The organism is Aeromonas sp. QDB17 (assembly GCF_027705305.1).
GTDB lineage: Bacteria > Pseudomonadota > Gammaproteobacteria > Enterobacterales > Aeromonadaceae > Aeromonas > Aeromonas caviae.
On sequence record NZ_JAPDBP010000028.1, the window covers coordinates 1 to 24,765 of the forward strand.

Annotated in this window: 24 protein-coding genes and 1 tRNA gene; 4 read left to right on the forward strand and 21 right to left on the reverse strand. The window is 62.7% G+C overall.

Annotated features, from left to right (window positions below; genetic code table 11):
* Nucleotides 1–435: 435 nt before the first annotated feature.
* The 20 genes from nuoN to mepA form a co-directional block, all read right to left on the reverse strand.
* Entirely contained in the window at nt 436–1,899 is a 1,464-nt protein-coding gene (gene nuoN, locus OKC41_RS18715; protein WP_039038715.1) for an NADH-quinone oxidoreductase subunit NuoN, read from the reverse strand.
* 43 nt (nt 1,900–1,942) lie between these two features.
* Nucleotides 1,943–3,460: an NADH-quinone oxidoreductase subunit M gene (nuoM, locus tag OKC41_RS18720; protein ID WP_010675038.1), complete on the reverse strand. Its 1,518-nt coding sequence runs from the start codon at nt 3,458–3,460 to the stop codon at nt 1,943–1,945.
* Nucleotides 3,461–3,529: 69 nt separating this feature from the next.
* Nucleotides 3,530–5,377, reverse strand: a complete 1,848-nt coding sequence (gene nuoL, locus OKC41_RS18725) for an NADH-quinone oxidoreductase subunit L (RefSeq protein WP_102983844.1) — start codon at nt 5,375–5,377, stop codon at nt 3,530–3,532.
* Nucleotides 5,374–5,682 carry an NADH-quinone oxidoreductase subunit NuoK gene (gene nuoK / locus OKC41_RS18730; protein ID WP_010675036.1) on the reverse strand — a complete coding sequence of 103 codons (309 nt, stop codon included), beginning with the start codon at nt 5,680–5,682 and terminating at the stop codon, nt 5,374–5,376. The genes nuoL and nuoK overlap by 4 nt, the downstream gene beginning before the upstream one ends.
* A gap of 79 nt (nt 5,683–5,761) precedes the next feature.
* Nucleotides 5,762–6,301 carry an NADH-quinone oxidoreductase subunit J gene (nuoJ, locus tag OKC41_RS18735; protein ID WP_010675035.1) on the reverse strand — a complete coding sequence of 180 codons (540 nt, stop codon included), beginning with the start codon at nt 6,299–6,301 and terminating at the stop codon, nt 5,762–5,764.
* 9 nt (nt 6,302–6,310) lie between these two features.
* The gene (gene nuoI / locus OKC41_RS18740; RefSeq protein WP_010675034.1) at nt 6,311–6,853 is read right to left on the reverse strand and encodes an NADH-quinone oxidoreductase subunit NuoI; all 543 of its coding nucleotides are present in this window, start codon (nt 6,851–6,853) and stop codon (nt 6,311–6,313) included.
* A gap of 90 nt (nt 6,854–6,943) precedes the next feature.
* Nucleotides 6,944–7,909: an NADH-quinone oxidoreductase subunit NuoH gene (nuoH, locus tag OKC41_RS18745; protein ID WP_010675033.1), complete on the reverse strand. Its 966-nt coding sequence runs from the start codon at nt 7,907–7,909 to the stop codon at nt 6,944–6,946.
* The gene (gene nuoG, locus OKC41_RS18750; protein ID WP_201893759.1) at nt 7,906–10,635 is read right to left on the reverse strand and encodes an NADH-quinone oxidoreductase subunit NuoG; all 2,730 of its coding nucleotides are present in this window, start codon (nt 10,633–10,635) and stop codon (nt 7,906–7,908) included. Before nuoG ends, nuoH begins: the two co-directional genes overlap by 4 nt.
* A gap of 57 nt (nt 10,636–10,692) precedes the next feature.
* Nucleotides 10,693–12,078 (reverse strand): NADH-quinone oxidoreductase subunit NuoF, encoded by a 1,386-nt coding sequence (nuoF, locus tag OKC41_RS18755; protein ID WP_113977587.1) that lies wholly within the window; start codon nt 12,076–12,078, stop codon nt 10,693–10,695.
* Nucleotides 12,075–12,614 carry an NADH-quinone oxidoreductase subunit NuoE gene (gene nuoE / locus OKC41_RS18760; protein ID WP_010675030.1) on the reverse strand — a complete coding sequence of 180 codons (540 nt, stop codon included), beginning with the start codon at nt 12,612–12,614 and terminating at the stop codon, nt 12,075–12,077. The genes nuoF and nuoE overlap by 4 nt, the downstream gene beginning before the upstream one ends.
* 72 nt (nt 12,615–12,686) lie before the next feature.
* Nucleotides 12,687–14,456, reverse strand: coding sequence for an NADH-quinone oxidoreductase subunit C/D (gene nuoC / locus OKC41_RS18765; RefSeq protein WP_197713285.1), 1,770 nt, complete (start codon nt 14,454–14,456; stop codon nt 12,687–12,689).
* A 38-nt stretch (nt 14,457–14,494) separates the two neighbouring features.
* On the reverse strand, nt 14,495–15,169 hold the full coding sequence (locus OKC41_RS18770) for an NADH-quinone oxidoreductase subunit B family protein (protein ID WP_010675028.1): 675 nt from the start codon (nt 15,167–15,169) through the stop codon (nt 14,495–14,497).
* Nucleotides 15,170–15,198: 29 nt separating this feature from the next.
* Entirely contained in the window at nt 15,199–15,603 is a 405-nt protein-coding gene (locus OKC41_RS18775; protein WP_039038710.1) for an NADH-quinone oxidoreductase subunit A, read from the reverse strand.
* A gap of 256 nt (nt 15,604–15,859) precedes the next feature.
* A complete protein-coding gene (locus OKC41_RS18780) occupies nt 15,860–16,735 on the reverse strand; it encodes a flagellar motor protein MotB (protein ID WP_201901177.1) in 876 nt (291 codons plus the stop codon).
* The gene (locus OKC41_RS18785) at nt 16,713–17,471 is read right to left on the reverse strand and encodes a flagellar motor protein (protein ID WP_039038709.1); all 759 of its coding nucleotides are present in this window, start codon (nt 17,469–17,471) and stop codon (nt 16,713–16,715) included. Before OKC41_RS18785 ends, OKC41_RS18780 begins: the two co-directional genes overlap by 23 nt.
* Nucleotides 17,472–18,140: 669 nt before the next feature.
* Nucleotides 18,141–18,228: transfer RNA gene (locus tag OKC41_RS18790), tRNA-Ser, on the reverse strand.
* 177 nt (nt 18,229–18,405) lie between these two features.
* Nucleotides 18,406–19,023: a TPM domain-containing protein gene (locus OKC41_RS18795; RefSeq protein ID WP_270672265.1), complete on the reverse strand. Its 618-nt coding sequence runs from the start codon at nt 19,021–19,023 to the stop codon at nt 18,406–18,408.
* Between the two features lie 22 nt (nt 19,024–19,045).
* A complete protein-coding gene (locus OKC41_RS18800; protein WP_270672266.1) occupies nt 19,046–19,780 on the reverse strand; it encodes a YgcG family protein in 735 nt (244 codons plus the stop codon).
* Entirely contained in the window at nt 19,777–20,382 is a 606-nt protein-coding gene (locus tag OKC41_RS18805) for a LemA family protein (protein ID WP_010675022.1), read from the reverse strand. Before OKC41_RS18805 ends, OKC41_RS18800 begins: the two co-directional genes overlap by 4 nt.
* Nucleotides 20,383–20,424: 42 nt before the next feature.
* Nucleotides 20,425–21,168 (reverse strand): penicillin-insensitive murein endopeptidase, encoded by a 744-nt coding sequence (mepA, locus tag OKC41_RS18810; RefSeq protein WP_041215028.1) that lies wholly within the window; start codon nt 21,166–21,168, stop codon nt 20,425–20,427.
* Nucleotides 21,169–21,342: 174 nt separating this feature from the next.
* Between mepA and OKC41_RS18815 the strand changes: the two genes are divergently transcribed.
* Complete coding sequence (locus OKC41_RS18815) at nt 21,343–21,885, forward strand: hypothetical protein (RefSeq protein ID WP_069651382.1); 543 nt, start codon at nt 21,343–21,345, stop codon at nt 21,883–21,885.
* Nucleotides 21,886–22,097: 212 nt separating this feature from the next.
* On the forward strand, nt 22,098–22,376 hold the full coding sequence (locus OKC41_RS18820; RefSeq protein WP_029314670.1) for an RNA-binding protein: 279 nt from the start codon (nt 22,098–22,100) through the stop codon (nt 22,374–22,376).
* Nucleotides 22,377–22,445: 69 nt separating this feature from the next.
* Here the strand turns inward: OKC41_RS18820 and OKC41_RS18825 are convergent, their stop codons facing one another.
* Nucleotides 22,446–23,345: an aldo/keto reductase family oxidoreductase gene (locus OKC41_RS18825; RefSeq protein WP_103243005.1), complete on the reverse strand. Its 900-nt coding sequence runs from the start codon at nt 23,343–23,345 to the stop codon at nt 22,446–22,448.
* Between the two features lie 166 nt (nt 23,346–23,511).
* Between OKC41_RS18825 and OKC41_RS18830 the strand changes: the two genes are divergently transcribed.
* Nucleotides 23,512–23,919, forward strand: a complete 408-nt coding sequence (locus OKC41_RS18830) for a transcriptional regulator (protein WP_039038703.1) — start codon at nt 23,512–23,514, stop codon at nt 23,917–23,919.
* A 75-nt stretch (nt 23,920–23,994) separates the two neighbouring features.
* Entirely contained in the window at nt 23,995–24,702 is a 708-nt protein-coding gene (locus tag OKC41_RS18835; RefSeq protein WP_270672267.1) for a short-chain dehydrogenase, read from the forward strand.
* The last annotated feature ends 63 nt before the right edge of the window (nt 24,703–24,765 follow it).

Genomic DNA, 24,765 nt, shown 5'->3' on the forward strand with positions numbered 1-24,765 from the left:
TGTGGAGCGGGTGATGTCACTTTGTAGCCGAGATTGGATAAAACTGACCTAATGTTTAATCCGATTGGTATCACTCCTCCCGAGCAGATGCTCTTCCTGCTCCACAAAACAGGGGTTGTCACCCTGTATTGCCACTTCATGCCCATGGAGTGAACAAGGGGAGGGTGCAACCTATTTAGCACTTGCGCCACGTGAGTCCCCTTGATTGACCAGCTTAGGCCCCAGTGGCCGGTCTTTTCATAGGGCGAGTGAGGCGTTCTGAGGCGTTCTTCAATCCTGTGAGTCGATGGCCGGTTGCAGATACGCAGCGGTTAGAGCAGCGTAGAGAGGGGAGGGGGTTGGCATCCTGAACCGGAATGCCACAAGGAGCGGCCCCCCGGGAGATAAAAAAACCGGCCATGGAGGCCGGTTTTGCTGTGTGAGCTGAACCTGAGGCTAGCGCAGCACCACGTGTTGGAAGCCCTGCACCAGGCTGATGACGGGCTGGGGGTAGATGCCGAGCAATACCACCAGAATGGCGGAGAGCAGCACCACCAGGCCCCCGGAGGAGAAGGCCCAGTCGGCCCTGGCATCGCGCAGTTGCATGCCGGGTTCACGCAGGTAGAGGGTGACCATGACCCGCAGGTAGTAGTAGAGCCCCAGGGCACTGCCGAGCACGATGGCGCCACTGAGCCACCACAGCTTGGCATCGACGGTGACACCGATGAGGTAGAACTTGCCGATGAAGCCCAGCGTCATGGGGATACCCGCGAGGGAGAGCATCATCACCGTCATCACCGCCGTCAGATAGGGGCGCTTCCAGAACAGACCGCGATAACTGTGCAGGGAGTCCGCATCCTTGCCGCGATAGGGGCTGGACATCATGCTGATGACGCCGAAGGCCCCCAGGCTGGTGAACAGGTACATCAGCAGGTAGACACCCGCCGCTTCCACCGGCATCTCGCCGAGGCGGCTTGCCACCACCACTGCCAGCAGATAGCCGAAGTGGGAGATGGAGGAGTAACCCATCATCCGCTTGATGTTGGTCTGGATCAGCGCCAGGAGGTTGCCGACCACGATGGAGATGACTGCCATGGCCGCCAGCAGCCAGTGGATCATGGGATCCGAGGTGGCGGGTACCGCCAGGTAGAAGCGCAGCAGCACGCAGAACACGGCTATCTTGCTCACGGTGGCGAGGAAGGTGGCCACCGGTGCCGGCGCCCCTTCATAGACGTCCGGGGTCCAGAGGTGGAAGGGGGCGAGGGACAGCTTGAACGCAAAACCGACCAGCATCAGGCCAAAGCCCCCCATCAGCAGCGGATGGTGAGCCGGGCTCTGGGCCAGGGTCACACCGAGATCGCTGAAGCTCAGGCTTCCGGCCTGGGCGTAGAGCAGTGCCATGCCGAACAGCAGGAAGGCGGTGGCACTGGCGGAGAGCACCATGTACTTGATGCTGGCTTCCAGCGAGTGCCGCTCGCGATAGGCATACCCCACCAGACCGAACATGGGCAGGGTCAGCATCTCGATCCCGATGAAGAGCGAGGCGAGGTGACGGGAGGCCGCCAGCACCAGACCACCTGCGGTGGCGATGAGCAGCAGCAGGTAGAACTCTTCCCGGTTGTCCGGATAGCCCTTGAGCCAGGTGCGACCGAAGGTACAGGTGGCCAGGGCCCCGATGAGCACCAGCCCCATGTAGAAGACCGCGTAAGCGTCCACTTGCAGCAGGGGAGTGACCCCCTGATCCCCCTGGGCCATCACGATGGGCAGGGAGAAGAGCGCGAGGTTGAGGCCGATGATGGTGACCACGAAGGCGGTGTCGTCACAGCGCTTCCAGGCGATGGCCAGCATCAGGGCCACCATGGCCCCCGTGGTCAGCAACAGGGGCAGCAGGGCCAGCAGTTGAGAAACAGTAAACGTCATGACAGTGCTCCCGACATGGACAAGGAAGGCGAAAGAGAAAGCATCATTGCAGCGCCCCCGTGCCCGGCAGCGCGTACCAGTGCAGCACGCTCAGGAGGCTGCTGCTGGCGGTGTCGAGCACCGGCTGGGGATAGAGACCGAGCAGCACCAAGAGGCCGGCGATGGTCAGCATCATGGTCAGTTCCCGAGTATCCAGCCCCTTGAGCATGCTCTCCTCCCGGGGCGTCCCGAAGCAGGCCCGTTGCAGCATGATGAGGGAGTAGACCGAGGCCAGCACCAGCCCGAAGGTGGCGATGACGGTGATGACGGGGGCCACCTGGAAGCTGCCGATGAGGATCAGGAACTCGCCGACGAAGTTGCCGGTCCCCGGCATCCCGAGGGATGCAACGGAGAAGAACAGCATCACGCCGGGCAGGTAGCGCAGCCGTCCCCAGAGACCGCCCATCTGGCGCAGATCCCGGGTGTGCAGACGCTCGTAGAGCTGACCGCACAGGATGAAGAGGCCAGCGGCCGAGAGCCCGTGGGCAATCATCTGTACTACTGCCCCTTGCAGGGCCAGCTCGCTGCCCGAGTAGATGGCGATCATCACGAAGCCCATGTGGGAGATGCTGGTGTAGGCAACCAGCCGCTTGATGTCGGTCTGGGCAAAGGCCAGCAGGGCGCCATAGACGATGCCGATGAGGCCGAGCACCATGGCGTAGGGGGCAAACTCGGCGGACGCCTCGGGGAAAAGCGGCAGAGTGAAGCGCAGCAGGCCGTAGGCGGCGGTTTTGAGCAAGATGCCCGCCAAGTCCACGGAGCCTGCGGTGGGCGCCTGGCTGTGGGCGTCAGGGAGCCAGCCATGGAGCGGCACCAGGGGCATCTTGACCGCGAAGGCGATGAAGAAGCCCAGCATCAGCAGCCACTGTACCGTGCTGCTCATGGGGGTGTTGAGCAGTTCCTGATAGTTGAAGGTGAAGACACCGGTGGCGGCGTGGTGGGTCAGTACCAGGCCCAGGATGGCCACCAGCATGATGAGGCCGCTCGCCTGGGTGTAGATGAAGAACTTGGTGGCGGCGTTGATGCGCGACTTGCCATCGGTGACCGAGTGGCCCCAGAGCGCGATCAGGAAGTACATCGGCACCAGCATCATCTCCCAGAAGAAGAAGAAGAGGAACAGATCCACCGCCATGAAGACGCCGAGCACGCCCCCCAGGATCCACAGCAGGTTGAGGTGGAAGAAGCCGATGCGCTGGACGATCTCCTTCCAGGAACAGAGGATTGCCAGCACGCCGATGAAGCTGGTGAGGATCACCATCAGGAGCGACAGCCCGTCCACGGCGAGGTGCAGGGAGATGCCGAAGCGGGGGATCCAGGGTTGTTGCCACTCGGCTGCCCAGACGGGGAGGCCGGGGTTGGCGAGGGTGAAGTCACCACCGAGCCAGATGGCGCTGGAGAGCACCAGACAGGCGCTCATGGAGGCGAGGGCCACCCAGCGGACAAACTGTCCGCCGAGCCGCTCCATCTGCCAGCAGAGCAAGCCGCCGATGAAGGGAATTAGCAAGATCCAGAGTAAGGTCACGATATCAGCTCTCATCTAGGTTCTAGTCGGGCAGGCGCTGAGCCTGCCACACAATATTGGGCTCATGGATCAGCCGAGCAGCAGCAGGGCCAGGATCAGGGCGGCGCCCATCCCCATGGAGGCTGCGTACCAGCGCAACTTGCCGGAGACGGTCCAGGCCAGCAGCTGATGCCCCCCCTGGGCCAGCACGGCGGGCAGGTTCATCATCCTGTCCAGCGGATCCTTGCCGAGCAGGCGAGTCGCCAGCAGGTAGGGCTTGACCCAAATCAGGTCATAAAGCCAGTCAAAGCCCCAGGCATTGAACCAGAGGGTGGACAGAGCCCGCCCCGGTGCACTCTCGGCGATCCCCTTCGCCAGGCGACGTTCGCCGAGGAAGAGGAAGGCGGCCAGCGCAATGCCTGCCACGGCGATGACGCCGGAGAGGATCTCGAGGCCATGGCGTCCCTCTTCGATGTGATCTCCCGGGCCGGCCGGCAGTACTCCGGCGAGCGGCGGCACGATGAGGGCGCCGACGCCGGTGGAGAGCACCAGCAGCACCAGCAGTGGCAGATGGTGGGCAAGGCCGTGACCTTTGTGCGCCTCGGTCTGCGCCTTGCCGTGGAAGGCGATGAAGATGAGGCGGAAGGTGTAGAGGGAGGTCAGGAAAGCCCCCCCCAGACCGGCCCACAGCAGGGCGCTCTGGCCACTGGCCTGCACCTGCCAGAGGATGGCGTCCTTACTGTAGAAACCGGCGGTCACCAGCGGCAGCGCGGCGAGCGCCGAGCCCCCCACCAGGAAGCAGGCGTAGACCAGCGGCAGCGATTTGCGCAGGCCCCCCATCTTGAAGATGTTCTGCTCGTGGTGGGTCGCAACAATGACGGCCCCGGCGGAGAGGAACAGCAGCGCCTTGAAGAAGGCGTGGGTCATCAGGTGGAAGATGGCCCCTTCCCAGGCACCGACCCCCAGGGCCAGGAACATGTAGCCAATCTGGCTCATGGTGGAGTAGGCCAGGATCCGCTTGATGTCGGTCTGTACCAGGGCGGCGAAGCCCGCCAGTACCAGGGTAATGGCACCAACCAGCGCCACCAGATGGAGGATCTCCGGTGCCAGCAGGAAGAGGCCGTGGGTGCGGGCGATGAGATAGACACCAGCGGTCACCATGGTGGCCGCGTGGATCAGCGCCGAGACCGGGGTCGGGCCCGCCATGGCGTCTGCCAGCCAGGTCTGCAGCGGCAGCTGGGCGGATTTGCCGACCGCGCCGCCGAGCAGCATCAGGCAGGCGAACGACAGGGCAGGGGAGCCTTCTGCGAACATCGCGGGGGCGCGCACCAGCAGCTCGTGAATGTTGAGGGTGCCGAGCTCGCGATAGAGCACGAAGAGCCCGATGGCGAGGAAGACGTCGCCGACCCGGGTCACCACGAACGCCTTGAGGGCGGCGGCGCCGTTGTTGCGATCCTTGTAGTAGAAGCCGATCAGCAGGTAGCTGCACAGCCCCACCCCTTCCCAGCCCAGGTAGACGAACAGCAGGTCATCGGCCAGCACCAGGAACAGCATGCTGGCGATGAAGAGGTTGGTGTAGGTGAAGAAGCGTGAATACCCCTCTTCCCCGCGCATGTACCAGGAGGCGAACAGGTGGATGAAGAAGCCCACCCCGGTCACGACCCCCAGCATGGTCAGCGACAGCCCGTCCAGGGAGAGACGGAAGGCGGGCTGGAACTCGCCCACCGTCATCCACTGCCACAGGGTCTGGGTATAGACGCCGCCTTCCGGCATGGTATTGAGAAAATCGATGCCGACCCACAGGGTAGTGAGGGCCGAGAGACCGATGCTGCCGACACCGATGAGCGCCGAGGTGCGCTCGCCGAGGCGGCCGAGGGAGAAGGCCAGCAGCAGCCATCCCAGCAGCGGGAACAGGAAAGTCAGATATAGGAGGCTCATCCGCGCATCTCGCTCACAGTGTCCACGTTCAGGGTGTGGTAACGACGATAGAGCAGCAGTAACAGGGCGAGGCCGATACTGGCCTCCGCTGCCGCCAGAGAAATCACCAGTATGTACATGATCTGGCCGTCGGCCTGGGCCCAGCGGCTACCCGCCACCACGAACGCCAGGGCGGACGCGTTCATCATGATTTCGATACTCATGAGGATAAACAACAGGTTGCGGCGTATCAGCAGGCCGCACAGGCCGATGGCAAACAAAATGGCCGCCAGCAGGAGGCCGTGCTCCATGGGAATTCCACTCATCGCCATGCTCCTTGTGCTTGCTGGATGGAAAGGGGGCGGGCTGCCGACAGCGAGCCATGCCTCACCACGGGGATGTCGCTCATTGCTGACCTCCTTCCTGTGTGGTGCGAGGCACGGAGAGCACTTCCCCGCTCTTGTCCTCGCGGCCCAGGTGATAGGCGGTGACCAGACCCGCCAGCAGCAGGATGGAGGCGAGCTCCACCGCCAGCACATAGGGGCCGAACAGGGCGATACCGACTTCCTTGGCGCTGACCTCGGTCAGACCCAGTTCACCGCCGGTCACGCCGAGAATGCCGTGGGCCAGAAAGCCCAGCAAAATGAGGGAGAGCAGGGCCGGGCCACCCCAGGTCATGGGGGTGAGCCACTTCTTCTCCTGATCCTGGGCGCTCCCCAGGTTCAGCATCATCACCACGAACACGAACAGCACCATGATGGCGCCGGCGTAGACGATCACCTGCAGGGCCCCCGCAAAGGCCGCGCCCAGGCAAAAGAAGATCATGGCCACGGCGATGAGGGAGATGATGAGATTGAGCAGCGCATGCATGGGGTTGCTGGTGCTGATCACCCGCAGCGTGCTGTAAACGGCGACCAGGGCCGCGGCATAGAATGCCAGTTCCATGATTGACTCCTAGGGCAGCAGGCTCTTGACATCGATGGGCTTGGCTTCGTTCTCGGCATCCCCTTTGGGTTTGCCGTCGATGGCCATCCCGCTCATGCGGTAGAAGTTGTAGTCCGGGTATTTGCCGGGGCCGCTTATCAGCAGATCTTCCTTCTCATACACCAGATCCTGGCGACGATACTCCCCCATCTCGAAATCCGGCGTCAGCTGGATGGCGGTGGTGGGGCAGGCCTCCTCGCACAGGCCGCAGAAGATGCAGCGGGAGAAGTTGATGCGAAAGAACTCCGGGTACCAGCGACCATCTTCCCGCTCCGACTTCTGCAAGGAGATGCAACCGACCGGGCAGGCAACAGCACACAGGTTGCACGCCACGCAGCGTTCGTCGCCGTCAGGATCCCGGGTCAGTACTATGCGACCGCGAAAACGGGGGGCGGCGTAGACCGGCTGCTCCGGGTAGCTCAGGGTTTCACGGGGGCGCCAGGCATGGGAGAAGACCATCCCAAGACTGCGCAACTGGGTGCCAACACCCTTGATAATGCTCGTAATTTTCATAGGTGCCTCACTGCACATTTATCAGCACTGGCGTCTGGGCGTTTCCTTGCCGCAGACGGCCGAATCATCGTCATGTCCATCTCGTTTTGCTCACGCATTCATCAGCACCACGGCAGCGGTGACCAGCATGTTGAGCAGGGTCAGGGGCAGGCACACTTTCCAGCCAAAGGACATCACCTGGTCGAAGCGCGGGCGGGGCAGGGAGGCCCGCAGCAGGATGAAGAACACCATGAAACAGGCGGTCTTCAGGGCGAACCAGATGAAGGGCGGCAGCCAGGGGCCGTGCCAGCCACCGAAGAAGAGGGTCACGATGAGGGAAGAGATCAGCACGATGCCGATGTACTCCCCCACGAAGAAGAGACCCCACTTCATGCCCGCGTACTCGATGTGATAACCGTCGGCGAGCTCCTGCTCGGCCTCCGGCTGGTCAAACGGGTGGCGGTGGGTGACGGCGACCCCGGCAAACAGGAAGGTGACGAAGCCCAGGATCTGGGGTATCACGTTCCACATGCCGGCCTGGGCCTCGACGATGTCACGCAGGTTGAAGCTGCCGGTCTGGATGACGATGCCCATGAGCGAGAGGCCAAGGAACACCTCGTAGGAGAGGGTCTGGGCCGAGGCGCGCAGGCTGCCGAGCAGGGAGTACTTGTTGTTGCTCGACCAGCCGGCGAACAGCACGGCATAGACCGCCAGCCCGGCGATCGCCAGGATATAGAGCAGCCCCACGTTGAGATCCGCCACGCCCCAGGTGGGGGTGATGGGCACCACCGCAAACGCCAGGATGAAGGCGGTGAAGGCGATGATGGGGGCCAGCACGAAGATCCGGCGATCCGCAAAGGGCGGGATCCAGTCCTCCTTGAAGAACATCTTGACCATGTCGGCCGCCAGTTGCAGCAGGCCGAAGGGGCCAACCCGGTTGGGGCCGTAACGGTCCTGCCACAGTGCCAGCAGGCGGCGCTCAATGAAGCTCATGAAGGCGCCGGCCCCCACGATCCCCACGAGCACGACCAGGGCCTTGCCGACCTCGATCAGCAGATCCATCAGAGAGTCGCTCATGCGATGACCTCCTGCAGGTTATCGATCAGGGCGTGGTGCAGGGCGGTCGGCAGGCCGTTCACCCCGAGTGGCAACCCTGCCAGGCCCGGAGCCAGCGCATCGCTCAGGCGAAGACGCAGGCGCCAGTGGTTGCCACCCCAGGAGAAGGCCACCAGTGCGTCAGGGGATAGTGCCAGGCGTGTGGCATCCGCCGGGTTCAGTACCAGGGTGGGTTCCCCCATGCGAGCCTGGATGACCGGGCTTCTGGCGGAGAGCTCCTCGCCACCGAACAGCTGGTCATAGCTCACCACCTGCAGGGATGCGGCGGGCTGGAAGGGGGCCGGGATGGCGCCAAACCAGCCCAGGTTGCCTTCGCCCGGCTCCAGCAGGCGGCGACCGGGGTCCCCGGCACGCAGGTTGCCACCCACCTCGTCCTGGAACTTGTTCCAGGCGGAGGGGGAGTTCCAGCCCGGCGCCCAGGCAAACGGTACCTGGGAGAGGGGCTGGCGGGCACCGGCATAGCCTTCCATGGAGAAGGCGAACGGCGAATCGGGATCCTGGGCGACTCTGGGCTCGCTCACGTTCTGGTTCGCCAGCATGGAGGTGCGACCACTGTAGCGGTGCGGCTCCCGGGCGAGCTTCATGCCGCGAATGCGCAGGCCGGCGTTGGGTGCAGCTTCACCCATGGTGGTGAGCAGCGGGGCGCTGGCGGCGCAATCGCGACTCACATCGTCGAAGGTGTTCCAGCGAACCGAACGCGGTTGCTGGCTCCCTTGCAGGGCATCCAGCCAGCGCCAGCTCTCGCGCACCTGGATATCGGTGTTGTAGAAGGCGGGAGCATAGACCTGGAAGAAGCGCTGGGCGCGGCCTTCCATGTTGACCAGGGTGCCATCGCCTTCGGCAAAACTGGCGGCAGGTAGCACCAAATCCGCCTTCTTCGCGGTGGCCGTCTCCTGATGGTCGATGACCAGCAGGTGTTGCAGGCGATCCAGGGCGGCGTCCACCCGGCTGCGGGGGGCTCGGCGGTAGAGGTCGTTCTCAAGAACGACCAGGGCAAGCCTCTCTTCCCCTTCCATGCGCTCGAGGGCTGCCTCCAGCGGGGCGGCATGCCGGGCCAGCATGGCCAGCCCCAGGCTGTTGGCTTCCTGAGCCACCAGGGCAAGTTCCGCGGCCTGGCCACGGCCCTTGAGGGCGCGGGCGATGTTGCTGGCCGCTTCGATCAGCGCCTCGTTGCGGGCACCATTGCCTGCGATGATGAGGGGCTTTTTGGCGTTGCCAAGCAGGTCGGCCCATTGGGCGGCGAGGGCCTGCTGTTCGGGGGAGAGATCCGTTGGTGCCGGTGCACTGGCATCCAGCAGGTGGGCGATGGCAAACCCGAGGCGCGCCTGATCCGCGTGGGGGGCGTGCAGGGTGCTGCTCGCCACGTCATCCAGGCGGGTGGCATCCAGACTGGTGATGAGCAAGGGGTAGCGCTGGTTCTGGGCCAGGGTCTGCACGGCAGCGACCTGCCAGAGGTCCACCTTCAGCTTGCGGGCAATGTCGCGCCCCTTGCCTTTCACCGCCTGACGCAGGGCCAGGGCGATGCGGGCGGCGGTCTGGGTGACATCTTCCCCGAGCACCAGCACGGCGTCGGCCTCTTCCATGTCGCGCAGGCTGGGAGTACGCACGCCGCCGTGCTCCAGAATGTCCAGCATCTTCTGCAGGCATTTCCATTCGCTCTGCTCGACCCCGGAGTAGAAGTTGGCGGCCCCCACCAGTTCGCGCAGGGCGAAGTTGCTCTCCAAGGAGGCGCGGGGTGAGCCGATGCCGATGACGCCGCTGGCGGTGCGCAGCGCATCCGCGGCCCGGTTCAGGGCGCCATCCACCGTGATGGCCAGCTTGTCACTGCCATCTTGCAGCAGGGGTTGGCGCGGGCGGTCGGTCAGATTGACGTGACCGTAGCCGAAGCGGCCGCGATCGCAGAGGAAATAGTGGTTCAGGGCGCCGTGGAAACGGTTCTCGATGCGGCGCAGCTCGCCGTAGCGCTCACCCGGGCTGATGTTGCAGCCGACCGAGCACCCCTGGCAGATGCTGGGGGCGAACTGCATGTCCCACTTGCGGTTGTAACGCTCGGAGTGGGTCTTGTCGGTGAAGACGCCAGTGGGACAGACCTCCACCAGGTTGCCGGAGAATTCGCTCTCCAGGGTGCCATCCTCGACCCGGCCGAAGTAGACGTTGTCATGGGCGCCATAGACCCCGAGATCCTCGCCACCGGCGTAATCCTTGTAATAGCGTACGCAGCGGTAGCAGGCGATGCAGCGGTTCATCTCGTGGTTGATGAAGGGACCCAGATCCTGATTCTGGTGGGTGCGCTTGGTGAAACGGTAGCGGCGGCTGTTGTGGCCCGTCATTACCGTCATGTCCTGCAGGTGGCAGGCGCCACCCTCTTCGCACACCGGGCAGTCGTGGGGATGGTTGGTCATCTGCCACTCCACCACCGTCTTGCGAAACTCCTTCGCCTCTTCATCCTCGATGGAGATATAGGTGCCATCAGTGGAGGGGGTCATGCAGGACATGACCAGGCGGCCGCGCTTGTCGTCGGCATTCTGATACTGTTTGACCGCGCACTGGCGGCAGGCACCGACGCTACCCAGCGCCGGGTGCCAGCAAAAATAGGGGACGTCCAGACCCAGCGACAGACAGGCTTGCAGCAGGTTGTCTGCCCCGTCTACCTCGTACTCTTTACCGTCTACATGAATGGTTGCCATACAACTTCCCTGAAACCTGTTTTATGAAATCGGCTATTGCCCGATGCGTCCTGGCGCTTACCAGCGCTCGCCCAGCAGGTTGGGCTGGATACCCTTGAACAGCTTGTGATTGTCATGGGGGGCCTTGACCCCGGCCTCGAACTCGGACCGGAAATACTTCATCGCACTGCCAAGGGGCTCGACGGCGCCGGGGGCATGGGCACAGAAGGTCTTGCCCGGGCCCAGGAAACTGACGAGCTGTTCCAGGGTCGCGAGATCCTCGGGTTGGCCCTCGCCCCGCTCCAGCGCCCGCAGGATCTTGACGCTCCAGGGCAGGCCGTCGCGGCAGGGGGTGCACCAGCCGCAGGATTCGCGGGCAAAGAACTCCTCCATGTTGCGCAGCAGTGAGACCATGTTGATGCTGTCATCCACCGCCATGGCAAGGCCCGTACCCATGCGGGTGCCCACCTTGCCGATGCCGCCTGCATACATCTGGGCATCCAGGTGCTCGGGCAGCAGGAAGCCGGTGCCGGCGCCGCCCGGTTGCCAGGTTTTCAGGCGATAGCCGGGCTTCATGCCGCCTGCGTACTCCTCGAACAGCTCGCGGGCGGTGATGCCAAAGGGCAGCTCCCACAGGCCGGGATTGTTGACCTTGCCGGAAAAGCCCATCAGCTTGGTGCCGTGATCTTCCGAACCCGGCAGTGCCAGCCCCTGATACCAGGCCACACCGTTGCCGATGATGGCGGGGACGTTGCACAGGGTTTCGACGTTGTTGACGCAGGTGGGCTTGCCCCAGACGCCGGAGACGGCGGGGAAGGGGGGTTTGGCCCGCGGGTTGGCGCGCCGTCCTTCCAGGGAGTTGATGAGGGCCGTCTCTTCGCCGCAGATGTAGCGACCTGCGCCGGTGTGGACGAACAGCTCGAAGTCAAAGCCCGAGCCCAGGATGTTCTTGCCAAGGAACCCCGCGGCCTTGGCCTCTTCCACGGCGCGGCGCAGGTGGATGGCGGCATCCACGTACTCGCCGCGCAGGAAGATGTAGCCGCGATAGGCCTTGAGAGCCCGGGCACTGATGATCATCCCCTCGATCAGCAGGTGGGGCAGCTGCTCCATCAGCATGCGGTCTTTGTAGGTATTGGGTTCCATCTCGTCGGCGTTGCAGAGCAGGTAACGGATGTTCATGCTCTCGTCTTTGGGCATCAGGCCCCACTTCACGCCGGTGGAGAAACCGGCGCCGCCGCGTCCCTTGAGGCCGGCATCCTTGACGGTGCTGACGATGTCATCCGGGCTCATCTGGCCAAGGGCCTTGCGGGCGGCCTCATAGCCCTGTTTTGCCTGATACTCCTCGAGCCACACCGGCTGGCCGTCGTCCCGCAGGCGCCAGGTGAGAGGGTGAGTCTCGGCGGTGCGGGGGATGCGGTTGGCGGTGCCGAGGGAGGCAAGCGTCTTGCCTGGCTGAATGCTCATGGGTAAGCCTCCAGGGTTTTCAGCAGGCTGACGGCATCGAGTCCGCCATAGGTATCGTCATCGATCATGATGGCCGGCCCCTTGTCGCAGTTGCCGAGGCAGCAGACGGGCAACAGGGTGAAGCGGCCATCCGGGGAAGTCTGACCGGGGGCCAGATTGACGACCTCTTTCAGACCGGCAAGCAACTGCTCGTGGCCGTTGATGTAGCAGACCATGCTGTCGCAGACGCGGATGATGTGACGACCCACCGGCTGGCGGAAGATCTGGCTGTAGAAGGTGGCGACCCCTTCCACGTCGCTGGCGGGGATGCCGAGCTCGGCGCCGATGGCGTGAATGGCGCCGTCAGGCACCCAGCCACGGGCCTGTTGCACTATCTTGAGCGCTTCGATGCTGGCTGCACGGGGATCTTCGTAGTGGTGTTTCTCGTGTTCGATGGCATCGCGCTCAGCCTGGCTCAGGACGAAATCTCCCTGCTGGCTGCTGCATGCCCCTTGCCCTTGTGGGGTCTGGTTATTGTGACACTGACATTGGCTCATGACTTGACCTTTTGTGGCTTGTCCCTTTACTGCGCGTCTTGCCCTTCGCCCCGGCTGCCGGGGCGAGAGGACTCAACGATCCACATCTGACATAACGAAATCGATACTGCCCAGGTAGACGATAAGATCCGACACCATCTGGCCGCGGATCACCGAGGGGATCTGCTGCAGGTGAGCAAAGCTCGGGGTGCGGATCCGGGTCCGGTAGCTCATGGTGGATCCGTCGCTGGTCAGGTAATAGCTGTTGACTCCCTTGGTCGCCTCTATCATCTGGAAGGACTCGGCGGCCGGCATGACAGGCCCCCAGGAGACTTGCAGGAAGTGGGTGATCAGGGTTTCGATGTCCTGCAGGGTGCGCTCTTTGGGCGGTGGCGTGGTGAGCGGGTGATCCGCCTTGAAGGGGCCCTCAGGCATGTTTTTCATGCACTGCTCGATAATGGACAGGCTCTGGCGGATCTCCTCGATGCGTACGGTGGCGCGGTCGTAGGCGTCCCCGTTGCTGCCCACCGGTACCTCGAACTCGAACTGATCGTAACCGGAATAGGGGCGCCATTTGCGCACGTCAAAGTTGAGCCCCGTGGCCCGCAGACCGCCCCCCGTGGTGCCCCAGGCCAGGGCCTGGGCCGTGTTGTAGGCGGCGACGCCGATGGTGCGGCCCCGCAGTATGCTGTTGCGCATGGCCGCCTTTTCATACTCCATCAACCGCTTGGGCAGCCAGCTCAACAGGTTGTCCTGGATGAGGCGGGTCCAGCCGGCAGGCAGATCGTGGGCCACGCCGCCGATGCGGAACCAGGCCGGGTGCATGCGGGCTCCGGTGATGGCCTCGATGATGGTGTAGATCTTCTGGCGGTCCGTGAAGGTGAAGAAGACCGGGGTCATGGCCCCCACGTCCTGAATGTAGGTGCCAAGGAACAGCAGGTGGCTCTGGATGCGGAACAGCTCCGCCATCATCACCCGGATCATGTCGACCCGCGCCGGCACCTTGATGCCGGCCAGCTTCTCGACCGCCAGCACATAGGGCAGGTTGTTCATCACGCCGCCCAGGTATTCGACCCGGTCGGTGTAGGGGATGTAGCTGTGCCAGGACTGGCGCTCGCCCATCTTCTCGGCGCCGCGGTGGTGATAGCCGATGTCGGGCACGCAGTCGCGGATCTCTTCCCCGTCGAGTTGCAGCACCAGGCGGAAGGCGCCGTGGGCGGAGGGGTGGTTCGGCCCGAGGTTCAGGAACATGTAGTCCTCGTTCTCGTTGCCGCGGGCCATGCCCCACTCTTCCGGCTTGAACAGCAGGTTGTCCTGCTCCTGATCCTGCTTGACCGCATCGAGCATGAAGGGATCAAACTCGGTGGCGCGCGCCGGGTAGTCCTTGCGCAAGGGGTGCCCTTGCCAGCTCTTGGGCATCATGATGCGGGTCAGATGGGGGTGGCCATCGAAGGTGATCCCCATCAGATCCCACACTTCCCGCTCGTACCAGTTGGCGTTGGGGAAGTGGCGGCTGACGGTGGGCAGATGGAGATCGCTCTCCTTGAGCGCCACCTTCAGCATCACGTCGGCGTTACGGTCGATGGAGATGAGGTGATAGAAGACGGTAAAGTCGCTCTCTGGCAGGCCGTGGCGATGGCTGCGCATCCGTTCGTCGGTGGCGCTGAGATCGAACAGCATCACGAAGGGGGAGGGCAGCTTTTGCAAGAAGCCCATCACGTCCAGCAGCAGATCCCGGGAGAGCCAGATGACCGGCACGCCGGTACGGGTGCTCTGCACGGTGAAGCGCTCGGCACCGAAGTGGGCGAACAGCTCGCCGACCACCTGGGCATCGGCGTGATCGGCGGTTTGCCACTGGGCCATGGTGTAATTGCTTGGGAATTCTCGAGTCAGTTTCATGATCAGATCTCATCCGGCGTGCGCAGGTTGGTCACGTTGATCCGCTCGCCGCGCTTGCGTTCCTTCTCGGATTGCATCTGGGGACGGTAGATCCCCTGATCCCCCACCACCCAGGAGAGGGGGCGGCGTTCCTTGCCGATGGACTCCTGCAGCAGCATCAGGGCTTGCAGGAAGGCCTCGGGGCGGGGCGGGCAGCCCGGAATGTAGACATCGACCGGCAGGAACTTGTCCACCCCCTGAACCACGGAGTAGATGTCATACATACCGCCGGAGTTGGCGCAGGCCCCCATGGAGATGACCCACTTGGGCTCGAGCAACTGCTCATAGAGCCGCTGGATGACAGGGGCCATCTTGATGAAGGGGGTGCCGGCAATCACCATGAAGTCGGCCTGACGGGGGGAGGCTCGTATGACCTCAGCACCGAAGCGAGCCACGTCGTGGGGAGAGGTGAAGGCGGTACACATCTCCACGTAGCAGCAGGAGATGCCGAAGTTGTAGGGCCATAGGGAGTTCTTGCGGCCCCAGTTGACGGTGTCTTGCAGCACCTCTTCGAGGCGCCCGATCATGATGCCGCGGGTCGCTTGCTGCGCCAGTGGATCATCGACGGTCTGGCGCTGTTCCTGGGGGTAGCGCTCAACGGGCGCATCCGGGTCAATCCGGGTCAGGGTGTACTTCATGGTGCAACCTCAAAGAGATAATCGGTAGTTCAGTCTGGTTTCTTGTCAGTCAGGACACGCTTTTTCGGGGCCCAGTCGAGGGCACCAATGCGCCACAGGTAGAGGAGGCCTACCAGCAGCAGGGTGATGAAGATGGTGGCTTCGATGAAGCCGACCCAGCCGCTCTCCCGAACGGAGACGGACCAGGCAAAGAGATAGAGGGCTTCGACATCGAAGATGACGAAGAACATGGCGACCAGGTAGAACTTGGCGGAGAAGCGCAGGCGGGCGTTACCGACGGAATCCACCCCGGATTCGAAGGGTTTGTTCTTGGCACGGCCATAGGCGCGTCCCCCCAGCAAGGCCGCCAGGCCTATCATGGTCAAGCAGATACAGATGGCGCCAATGACATAGACAGCAAAAGCCCAGTGCTGGACGGCAATATCAGCAAACATATAGGTTTTTCCCTAACCAAATTAATCATGTGACTTAACAATGACGTTACGTAGTATGCCACTTTCGTACTGATTTACATGTCATTTCAAAGGATTAATTATTAATCAACGGGATGAAAATTGTGTTTTGCTAGCGGGGTCAACTTTCTCGTTTGAGAATTGTTTTCAATCGTTTTTATTTAGCAGAAAAAAACCGGATAGTTTGAAAATCCGGTGGATGGCAGGAAACAAAAGACCCCGCATGGCGGGGTCTGTTTCAGGGTCGGAGAACGGGGAGGCTCTGCTCTGCCGCCTTGCCCTGGGAGAGCACGATCTCCACCCGGCGGTTGGCCTGGCGGTGAGCCGTGGTATCGTTTGGATAACGGGGTTGGGTATCCGCTACCCCCTGGGCGATCAGCCGTCGTGAATCCAGCTTGGGGTTGGTCAGCAGGGTGTGGGTGATGGTGGCCGCCCGCAGCACCGACAGCTCCCAGTTGTTGCGATAGAGCTCCACCGGCGCCTGGGAGTTGTCGGTGTGACCGGTGACCACCACCATGCCGGGGATGTCCGCCAGCACGTCCGAGACCTTGTTGACCAGCGGAATGAACTGGGGCTGCAAGAAGGCGGAGTCGGCGGGGAACAAGGTCTTTTCGCCGATGCGGATGACCAGTTGGCTGCCAAGCTGCTCCACCTCGATCTCCTTGGACTCGATTTGGCTCTTGAGCTGCTGATCCAGCTTCTGCTTGGTGACCGTGACCCAATCCTGCTCCTTTGTCTTGTGGGGCCAGGACTCCGTGGCCGTAGGTTTCTCCGAGGAGCCGATGGTCTCGTTGAAAGGGTCGGCCGCCGCTGCGGGCGTCTGGGTATCCAGCACCTGCTCTTTCTGGGAGGTATTGGGGGTGGTCTTGGACTCGGGTTCCAGTATGCCTGTGCCCCCCTGCATCACGGGGGAGCCGGCGGGAAGGGAAACCAGCCCTATCTTGCCAAGAGATTCGATAAAGCCCTGAATGAGCACGCGAGTCTCCGACTGCTTGGCCATGGCGAAGGAGTAGAGCACCACGAACAGGGCGAACAGCAGTGTCATGAAGTCGGCGTAGGAGACCAGCCAGCGTTCGTGGTTCTCCGGCGCCTCAGCCTTTTTCTTTTTCGCCACTGTGGCCTCCGAGGTAAGGCTCAAGGGTCACTTGCAGCCGTTGCTGTGACTCGCCGTCCACGATGCAGAGGATGCCGGTGAGGGTCATCTCCTTGTAGTGGCGGATCTGGTGGGCAAACGACTTGTAGCGGTTGCCGAAGGGCAGGAAGATGAGGTTGGCGGCCGACACCCCGTAGATGGTGGCGATAAAGGCCACCGCGATGGCGCCCCCCAGCTTGTCGGGGGCATCCAGCAGGCCCATGGCGTGAATGAGGCCAAATACGGCCCCGACGATCCCCATGGTCGGGCAGTAGCCCCCCATGGCCTCGTAGAATTTGACGGTCTGTTCGATATCTTCCTGCTCGAACTCGATCTCGTTTTCCAGTACCTCGTGGATTTTGGTCTTCTCGTAGCCATCGACCATCATCTGTACCCCTTTTTGCAGGAAGGGATCCTTGATGTCGTCGATCATGCCCTCCAGTGCCAGCATGCCACTGCGCCGTGCATTGCCCGCCAGGGTTTCAAGCAGTTGGGCCTGCTCCAGCATGTCGAGGCGCAGGGGAGTGATGAGCCACTTGAAGCGCTTGAGGGTTTTACCAACCACGGAGAAAGGAAACTGGGTCAGTGCGGCACCGACGGTACCGCCGATCACGATGAGAAAGGCGGGCAGATCGAGCAGGGCGCTGGGGTGCCCCCCTTCTATCATGTTGCCACCCAGAATGGCTGCCAGGGCCAGCAGCAAGCCAATAAGACTCATTTGTCCATATCCCTATGCGATGTGTGAGGCTAGTGTAGCCATTTAACTATCAGTTTTTCAAAACGATATCCAATCGGTGAGCAATATCCGAGAGGTTGCGCAGACCCGGTAGTGTCCGGTGGCATCGGCCTGTGCCGCCTGATCTGCAGAGCAGGTTGACGGTGCCGGCATGGCAGGACGAGGCGGTTATCCAAGTGATATCACAATATACTGTGCTATCTGTGAGAGGGTGTTGGTTATTTATATCGTCACTTTCTCTTTGATTGGCGTAATGCGCTATCAACGAGAGAGGGCTGGCTGCCCTCGGGGCATATCCCCTGTCGACAGAGAGCAGAGAGCAGAGAGCAGAGAGGCGGAAGGGGTGGGATTGGCTGGGCGGCACTTGGCCAGGTATCGCGGCAAGCCGTTTTTTCTGGCCCCGCCGATGACGGGTTTCTCCTGCCAGGGGGTTGGCAGACTCCTTGAAGCAAAAACCGACCCTGGGGTCGATTCTTCAAGCTGTAAGCTGGTTCGGGATTGACTCGCTCCATCCCTGGCGCTCGCCCTGCGGGCGGCCTCTGGCCGTCCAGTTGGGCTATCCTGCCCGCCTGTCGACAGGGTTCGAACCGAGCCGCCCATCTTCGGAAGAAGTAAAAGGCCCCGTCTTGCGACGGGGCCTTTTACTTTATTTGGCGGTGAGGGAGGGATTCGAACCCTCGATACGTTGCCGTATACACACTTTCCAGGCGTGCTCCTTCAGCCACTCGGACACCTCACCAAATTTTGGTCTGTGGTTTAACGTGTTCAGCCAACACGGTGTTCGTTGCGCCGTTGCGCTGGAACGGGGCGTAATTTAGGGGAAAGGGCTGCCTGGGTCAACCACTTTTCCCCTTATTTTTCATAATCTTTATCGAGTGCCTATCCCTTGAACAGAATGCCGGTTTTTTAAGCCCGTTCAGGGCTTGTCGAGAATGATCAGGCTGTCAGGCAGCTCGTTCTGATCCCGGGTGGCGGGGAAGGCGTCGGTCAGAATGGCGCTGGTGCGCTCCACGCACTCCAGGAACCCCTGCTCGACCTCCTTGTTGCGTACCCGAACCACGAAGTCGTCGATGATCTGCTGCCACTGGGAGTTGTCGATGTGCTGGGCGATCCCGTCGTCTACCAGGATCTCCACATAGTGCTCCGCCACCGAGACGAAGATGAGCACCCCGAGCCGGTCCCGGGTGCGGTGAAGTCCCTGCTCGACAAACTGCAGGCGGGCCATCAGGGCGGCCCGGTGACGGCGTACCTTGTTGGGAATGAGCCGCATCTTGATGGGTGTCCAGTGGAACAGCAGGCTCAGCAGCAACCAGACCGACCACTGCACCAGCAGGATCTCGTACCAGCCAAGCCAGAAGCCGAGCTGGAAGACCAGCAGGGGGGTGAGCATGGCGAGCAGGGCGGCCCACAGGGTCGGGATATAGCGATAGCCATCGCTGGCCGGGGCCAGCACGGTGACCAGTTCGGCATCCGTGGCCTGCTCGGCCTGTCGAACCTTGGCCTGCAAGGTGTGGAAAAACTGTTTCGAAATCATCTTGTTGTCTCTTTTTCCCTGATTACCAACCGCCAGATGCACCGCCGCCGCCAAAGCTGCCGCCGCCACCACTGAAACCGCCACCACCGCCGCCAGTGCGGCCGCCAAAGGAGCCGGCACCGAATCCACCGGCCATGTAGGCGGTCCGGCGACGTCCTCCCGGCCCACCGCCGCCGCCGCGCAGATTGTGCAGCACGATCATCGCAATCACCACCAGGATGAAGAGCCAGGGACCTCCCTGCTTGTCGGCCTTGCTGGTGTTGTCCACGGGCTGATACTCCCCGGCCAGGGCCTGCATGATGCCCTGGCTGCCGGCGAGGATGCCGGCCACCATGTCACCGCGCTTGAAGGCGGGCAGGATCCGGGTCTGGATGATATTGGCGGCGATGGCGTCGGGCAGGGCACCTTCCAGGCCATAACCCACCTCGATGCGCACCTTGCGCTCGTCCTGGGCGATGATCAGCAGCACGCCGTTGTTCTTGCCTTTTTGGCCGATGCCCCAGTGGCGACCGAGCTGGTAGCCGTACTCTTCGATGGTATCCCCCGCCAGCGTGTCGATGGAGACCACCACCAGCTGGACGCCGCTGCGCTTCTCGAAGACGGCCAGTTGCTGTGCGAGTTGGTGGGCCTGCTTGCGGGACATCAGATTGGCCTCGTCCACCACCCGCCCGGTCAGGGCCGGGAAATCGGGGGCGGCATGCAGTGCCGTGGTACAGAGCAGCAGACAGAGCGCCAGCCAGTGTCTCATCACGTTCATTGGAAGCTGACCTTGGGCGCCTCATCGGCACCGGGTTTGGCGCTGAAGGTGGGTTTGGCTTCCAGATCGGAGTAGAGCAGCTTGGACCAGATGACCCCGGGGAAGGTACGGATCTCGGTATTGAACTGGCGTACTGCCTCGATGTAATCCCGTCTGGCCACCGCGATGCGATTCTCGGTGCCTTCCAGCTGGGCCTGCAGGGTCAGGAACTGCTGATCGGCCTTCAGATCCGGGTAGCGCTCGACCACCACCATCAGCCGGGAGAGGGCGCTGGAGAGCTGCTCCTGAGCCGCCTCGAACGCCTTGAGCTGGGAGGGGTCACTCACCTGCACGCTGCCGACCCGGGCACGGGCATCGGTGACCGCCTTGAGGGTCTCCTGCTCGTGGCTGGCGTACCCCTTGACGGTGGCCACCAGGTTGGGAATGAGATCGGCCCTGCGCTGGTACTGGTTCTCGACCTGTCCCCAGCTCGCCTTGACCTGCTCATCCAGGGTCGGAATGGTGTTCATGCCGCAGCCGGTCAAACCCAGCAGCAGGGTCAGGGTCAGCAGGGCACGGGTACCACGTTGCCAGAGTGAAGTGGCCATCTTGTTGTTCTCCATTGATATTTCTCTCGGAAATAGGTTCACCATAACAGCTTGTGGTCAGCCCTCACAACGCCTGGGTAAGAGGGGGGCGCGGTAGCTCATCGACACCTTGGGCAGCTGGGGTTTGTCCTTGAGCCAGGAGGCCAGCTCCTCCCCACAGCCATTGCCGGGGGGAATGGGAGCCTGGGGCTGGCAGTCCGGACTGTTTGCCGGGCAGCGCAGACGCACGTGAAAGTGGCTGAAGTGGCCGACCCAGGGGCGCAGCTTGCCGACCCAGGCTTCACCGGGTGCCTGTTTGCACACCTCGGCCTTGATGACGGGGTTGACGAAGATACGCGCCACCTCGGGGCGATCGGCCGCAAGGCGCAGCAGATTGAGTTGCCTTGGGCCGAATCGGCCTGGCAGCATCCGGTAGCTGGGTTCGTCGATCAGCGCCCACTCCCTGGGGGCATCCTGCTCCCAGCGGCTGATGGGCCTGTCAGCCATCCTGAACCATATGTCGGCATCCAGGCCGGTTTGGTGGCTGCGATGACCTGAGGTAAAGGGTCCCCCGTGCATCATGGCGAGGTCTGCGATATAGAGATCCGGCATGCCGGCCAGTCTGGTCTGGTTGGCCAGATGCTGCAGGTAATGGATGAGGTCGGGGTGGCCGTAATAGCGCAGCCGTTTGGTGCGGATCACCTGATAACCAGGGCCTTCGAGGGGCAGGGCCACGGCATTTTTCAGGCAGCCGGCGGAGTAGCCGCCGATGGCCTCGGCATAGAGTGTGCTCGCGGACAAGAGCAGGGCGGTGGCGAACATGGGACTCCCGGGATGGCGCCCAGTGCGGGCTCAGACAGCCCCAAGCATACCAAGAGTGGCCGCTGGCCGTCATCCGTGTCGCGGTGGCGGTTGCATCGCGGCGCGTCACTCGCGCACAATGCGCGGCAACGCAGCGACGGCAAGGCCGTTCGCATCACAGAAGGAGAAGAGAAGATGAGAGTCAGTGAGCTGGCAGCGCAAGAGAACGTGAGCTGGCTGATGCCCCCGGCCCGGCGGTTTTACGGGGTCATGATCTGCCTGTTGCTGGCGAGTCTCGCCACTGTGGTGGCCGCCCTCTGGCTGGGATATCCCGACATGGGCCTGCTGCCCTGGGTCGGGGTGGTCTTTGGCGGCATCGTGCTGGTGATGATGGTGTTGCCGCGCAACTGGCAGCGCTGGCGTCTGGCGGAGCTTGCCTGGGATGAACGCCATCTCTATCTGCTCAATGGCGGCGAAGACCGGGCCTTGGCCCTGCCCAGAGCCGTGCTGGTGGGCATGGAGCGGGATCGCAAGGTGGGACACGATGGCCAGTGGCTCGATTTCAGCCTGGATCTCGGGCTGGATGAGGTGACCCTGGCGACGGCCACCAGCCTGCTCGGGTTGTCCCGGGAAGGGACTCACGAAGTGGCCCCCGGGGTCTATCGATTCGGGTTCAAACGTGCCTGGCATGGGCGTCGTGCCCTCGGCACATTACTGGCCGAGCTGCACCCGCTCTGACTATTTTCTCGACAATTCATCCCAATGCTCAGATACTGCCTCTGATTCGATTTGATCTTTCCTGCTCCGATAGCCCAAGAGATCAAGGACTTGGGATACGAAGCTGGAAGTGCCATGGCATGATGCCGTGGCTGGTCCGGCAGGGGGGTTGTGCCCTTACTCCCAGGTCGGTGGATGCATAGATAAGGCACCTTGAATCGAGAGTGGATGGCATGAAGATTTACGTAGGTAATCTGTCGTACCGGATGACGGCCGACGAACTGACAACCGTGTTCAGCCAATTTGGGCAGGTAGACAAGGTCGATATCATCATCGACCGCGATACCGGTCAGTCCAAGGGGTTTGGTTTCATTGAAATGCCGGTCAATGGTGAGGCCGAGAAGGCCATCGCCGAGTTGCACGGCACCGAGGTCGGCGGCCGCACCATCACGGTCAATCAGGCCAAACCGAAGACGGATGCACCCCGTGGTCGCCCCCAGCGCCATCGTTGAATCGTCTCGATAACGGAAAACGGCATGGAATCCTCCATGCCGTTTTTGTTTTCAGGGTCTGATGCAGACTCAGGGAACGTCGTAACCCAGAGCGGCCTTGCGGATGCGGAACCACTGCTGGCGAGTGAGCTCAATGGACTCGGCTGCCACAGCGGCGGCGATCCGCTCCCGTTTGCCGGAGCCGATGAGGGGCAGCGGCTGACTCGGCAGCATCATCACCCAGGCGTAGACCACCTGCTCCAGACAGTCGGCGCCCACCTCCTGGCGGATCTGCTCGAGTTCCGCCCGCAGCGGGGCATAGTCGGGGGCATGGAACAGCCGCCCGCCGCCAAGGCAGGACCAGGCCATGGGCTTGATGCGCAGTTGCTGGCATTGATCCAGGGCACCATCCAGCGTCCCCTCCTGATGGAGCGGGGAGATCTCCAGTTGGTTGGTGACCAGGGGGAAGGGCAGGCGGGATTGCAGCAGGGCGAACTGATGGGGCGTGAAGTTGGAGACCCCGGCGTGCTTGATCTTGCCTGCCTGCTTGAGGGTGATGAAGGCGTCGGCCACCTCGTCGGCGTTCATCAGGGGGTCGGGGCGATGGATCAGCAACAGATCCAGATGATCGGTGCCGAGCTTTTGCAAGGAGGCTTCGGCACTGGCGACGATGTGTCCCTTGCCGGTGTTGTAGTGATTCAGGGCGTGGGCCGGATTGGCGGTGAGGGCGATGCCGCACTTGCTGACGATCTCCATGCGATCGCGCAGGGAGGGCTCCAGGCGCAGGGCATGGCCGAAGGCCTCCTCGCACTGGTAGCCACCGTAGATGTCGGCGTGATCGATGGTGGTGACCCCGAGATCAAGGTGATATTTCATCAGGTCCAGCAGGGCGGCGGGGGAGAGCTGCCACTCCATCAGTCGCCAGTAGCCCATGATGAGGCGGGAGAAGGTGGGGCCTTGCTCGTGCAGGGCCAGACGGGATACGGACATGGTGACTCCTCTGGAGATAAAAATGCGAAAAGAAAGGGGCAAAATCATGTGCCAGCATCTTGGTCTCTTCCGGCGGACAAGGCAATAATGCCCCCTTCGCGAATTCGAACTATGGTTCTGACTCCGACGGGTCAAGAGCCCGGTGTCAGTGAGAGGAGAAGGGGTGATGGAAGGATTTGCCGCCAGGCTGCAAAGCCTGATCGGGGAGGGGAGTGTGAGCGCCTTTGCCCGCAAGGTGGGGTTGAGTGAAGCTCTGATCCGCAAGTATCTGAAAGGGGCCGAGCCCGGCCTTGGCAAGGCGAACCAGATTGCCATGGGGGCCAACTGCTCGCTGGAGTGGCTCGCCACCGGTTGCGGGTATCTCTATCGTCAGGCCGAGGTGGTGGACAGGGACGCCCTGGCGGCGGCGGGGGCGCTGGTGCAGGAGACCCGTCCGGGAAAGCCCATGCCGGACGAGGAGCAACTGGTGACCCTGCTCGCCTATTACCAGTTCCTGCGCAGCCACAAGCAGGCGGACGGTTTTCTGGACCTGGCCCGGGCGCGGGAGTTTGGGCGCCATCTGGCCGAGGCCTGAGTCTGACGGGTGCTCCCGGCAGTCCGCCATTCTTCTGATACCCTCTAAGCAGTGATCAAATCCAAGGACACGCAGATGAGCTATCTGATCCTGGGCAGTGGCGGGTTGGGCAGTGCGCTGGCACGGGAGCTGGCCAGACGGGGCGAAGAGTGGTTGCTGGCGGGCAGGCAACTGCCCAGGGGGCTGGATCCCGCCTGCTACTTTCCGCTGCAGGAGGTGGACCCGCTCTCCTTCGAGGCCCTCTTCACCCTCTATGACAGCACCACCCTGCCGACGGTGGTGATCAACACCATAGGCCTGCTTCATGATCTTGCCCACATGCCGGAGCGGCGGGTGGAGGAGGTGACCCCCCAATGGCTTGAAGAGAGTCTGCTGGCCAATGCCTGGCCCCACCTGGCCCTTGGTGCCAACCTCAGTCGGCGCATGATGCCCCAGAGCACGCTCTGGCTCTGCACCCTCTCGGATCGGGCGGGAAGCCTGGAGGAGGGGGGCCAGGAGGCCATGTGCCACTACAGCTACCGTATGAGCAAGACCGCCCTCAACATGGGATCCCGGATCCTGGCGGGTGAGTGGGCCGGACGTTTTCCCGGCGCCGGTGTCATCACCGTGCATCCCGGCCTCATGAATACCCCCATGCAGCAACCTTTTCTTCAGGAGATGGATCCCACCTTGCTGCAGGATCCCGCCGAGGTCGCCGTCCGCCTGCTGGATCTGATGGCCACACTGACGCCGGCGCACTCGGGCCGTTTCGTGGATCTGCAGGGGCAGTCGCTGCCCTGGTGAGCCGCCGGGCTCACATTCCCGCTTGCCGTTTCTTGCCAGCCGGGTGTCGGCTGGTTAATGTCA

Excerpts from the sequence above, each read along its gene's own strand:
- nuoL (WP_102983844.1), bottom strand. The coding sequence starts at position 5,377 with ATGAGCCTCCTATATCTGACTTTCCTGTTCCCGCTGCTGGGATGGCTG.
- mepA (WP_041215028.1), bottom strand. The coding sequence starts at position 21,168 with ATGTTCGCCACCGCCCTGCTCTTGTCCGCGAGCACACTCTATGCCGAG.
- nuoN (WP_039038715.1), bottom strand. The coding sequence starts at position 1,899 with ATGACGTTTACTGTTTCTCAACTGCTGGCCCTGCTGCCCCTGTTGCTG.
- OKC41_RS18800 (WP_270672266.1), bottom strand. The coding sequence starts at position 19,780 with ATGAACGTGATGAGACACTGGCTGGCGCTCTGTCTGCTGCTCTGTACC.
- OKC41_RS18835 (WP_270672267.1), top strand. The coding sequence starts at position 23,995 with ATGAGCTATCTGATCCTGGGCAGTGGCGGGTTGGGCAGTGCGCTGGCA.
- OKC41_RS18825 (WP_103243005.1), bottom strand. The coding sequence starts at position 23,345 with ATGTCCGTATCCCGTCTGGCCCTGCACGAGCAAGGCCCCACCTTCTCC.
- nuoF (WP_113977587.1), bottom strand. The coding sequence starts at position 12,078 with ATGAGCATTCAGCCAGGCAAGACGCTTGCCTCCCTCGGCACCGCCAAC.
- OKC41_RS18815 (WP_069651382.1), top strand. The coding sequence starts at position 21,343 with ATGAGAGTCAGTGAGCTGGCAGCGCAAGAGAACGTGAGCTGGCTGATG.
- OKC41_RS18820 (WP_029314670.1), top strand. The coding sequence starts at position 22,098 with ATGAAGATTTACGTAGGTAATCTGTCGTACCGGATGACGGCCGACGAA.
- nuoG (WP_201893759.1), bottom strand. The coding sequence starts at position 10,635 with ATGGCAACCATTCATGTAGACGGTAAAGAGTACGAGGTAGACGGGGCA.
- nuoE (WP_010675030.1), bottom strand. The coding sequence starts at position 12,614 with ATGAGCCAATGTCAGTGTCACAATAACCAGACCCCACAAGGGCAAGGG.
- nuoK (WP_010675036.1), bottom strand. The coding sequence starts at position 5,682 with ATGAGTGGAATTCCCATGGAGCACGGCCTCCTGCTGGCGGCCATTTTG.
- nuoH (WP_010675033.1), bottom strand. The coding sequence starts at position 7,909 with ATGAGCGACTCTCTGATGGATCTGCTGATCGAGGTCGGCAAGGCCCTG.
- nuoJ (WP_010675035.1), bottom strand. The coding sequence starts at position 6,301 with ATGGAACTGGCATTCTATGCCGCGGCCCTGGTCGCCGTTTACAGCACG.
- OKC41_RS18770 (WP_010675028.1), bottom strand. The coding sequence starts at position 15,169 with ATGAAGTACACCCTGACCCGGATTGACCCGGATGCGCCCGTTGAGCGC.
- OKC41_RS18785 (WP_039038709.1), bottom strand. The coding sequence starts at position 17,471 with ATGAGTCTTATTGGCTTGCTGCTGGCCCTGGCAGCCATTCTGGGTGGC.
- nuoI (WP_010675034.1), bottom strand. The coding sequence starts at position 6,853 with ATGAAAATTACGAGCATTATCAAGGGTGTTGGCACCCAGTTGCGCAGT.
- OKC41_RS18805 (WP_010675022.1), bottom strand. The coding sequence starts at position 20,382 with ATGGAGAACAACAAGATGGCCACTTCACTCTGGCAACGTGGTACCCGT.
- nuoC (WP_197713285.1), bottom strand. The coding sequence starts at position 14,456 with ATGGCCCAGTGGCAAACCGCCGATCACGCCGATGCCCAGGTGGTCGGC.
- OKC41_RS18795 (WP_270672265.1), bottom strand. The coding sequence starts at position 19,023 with ATGATTTCGAAACAGTTTTTCCACACCTTGCAGGCCAAGGTTCGACAG.
- OKC41_RS18830 (WP_039038703.1), top strand. The coding sequence starts at position 23,512 with ATGGAAGGATTTGCCGCCAGGCTGCAAAGCCTGATCGGGGAGGGGAGT.
- OKC41_RS18775 (WP_039038710.1), bottom strand. The coding sequence starts at position 15,603 with ATGTTTGCTGATATTGCCGTCCAGCACTGGGCTTTTGCTGTCTATGTC.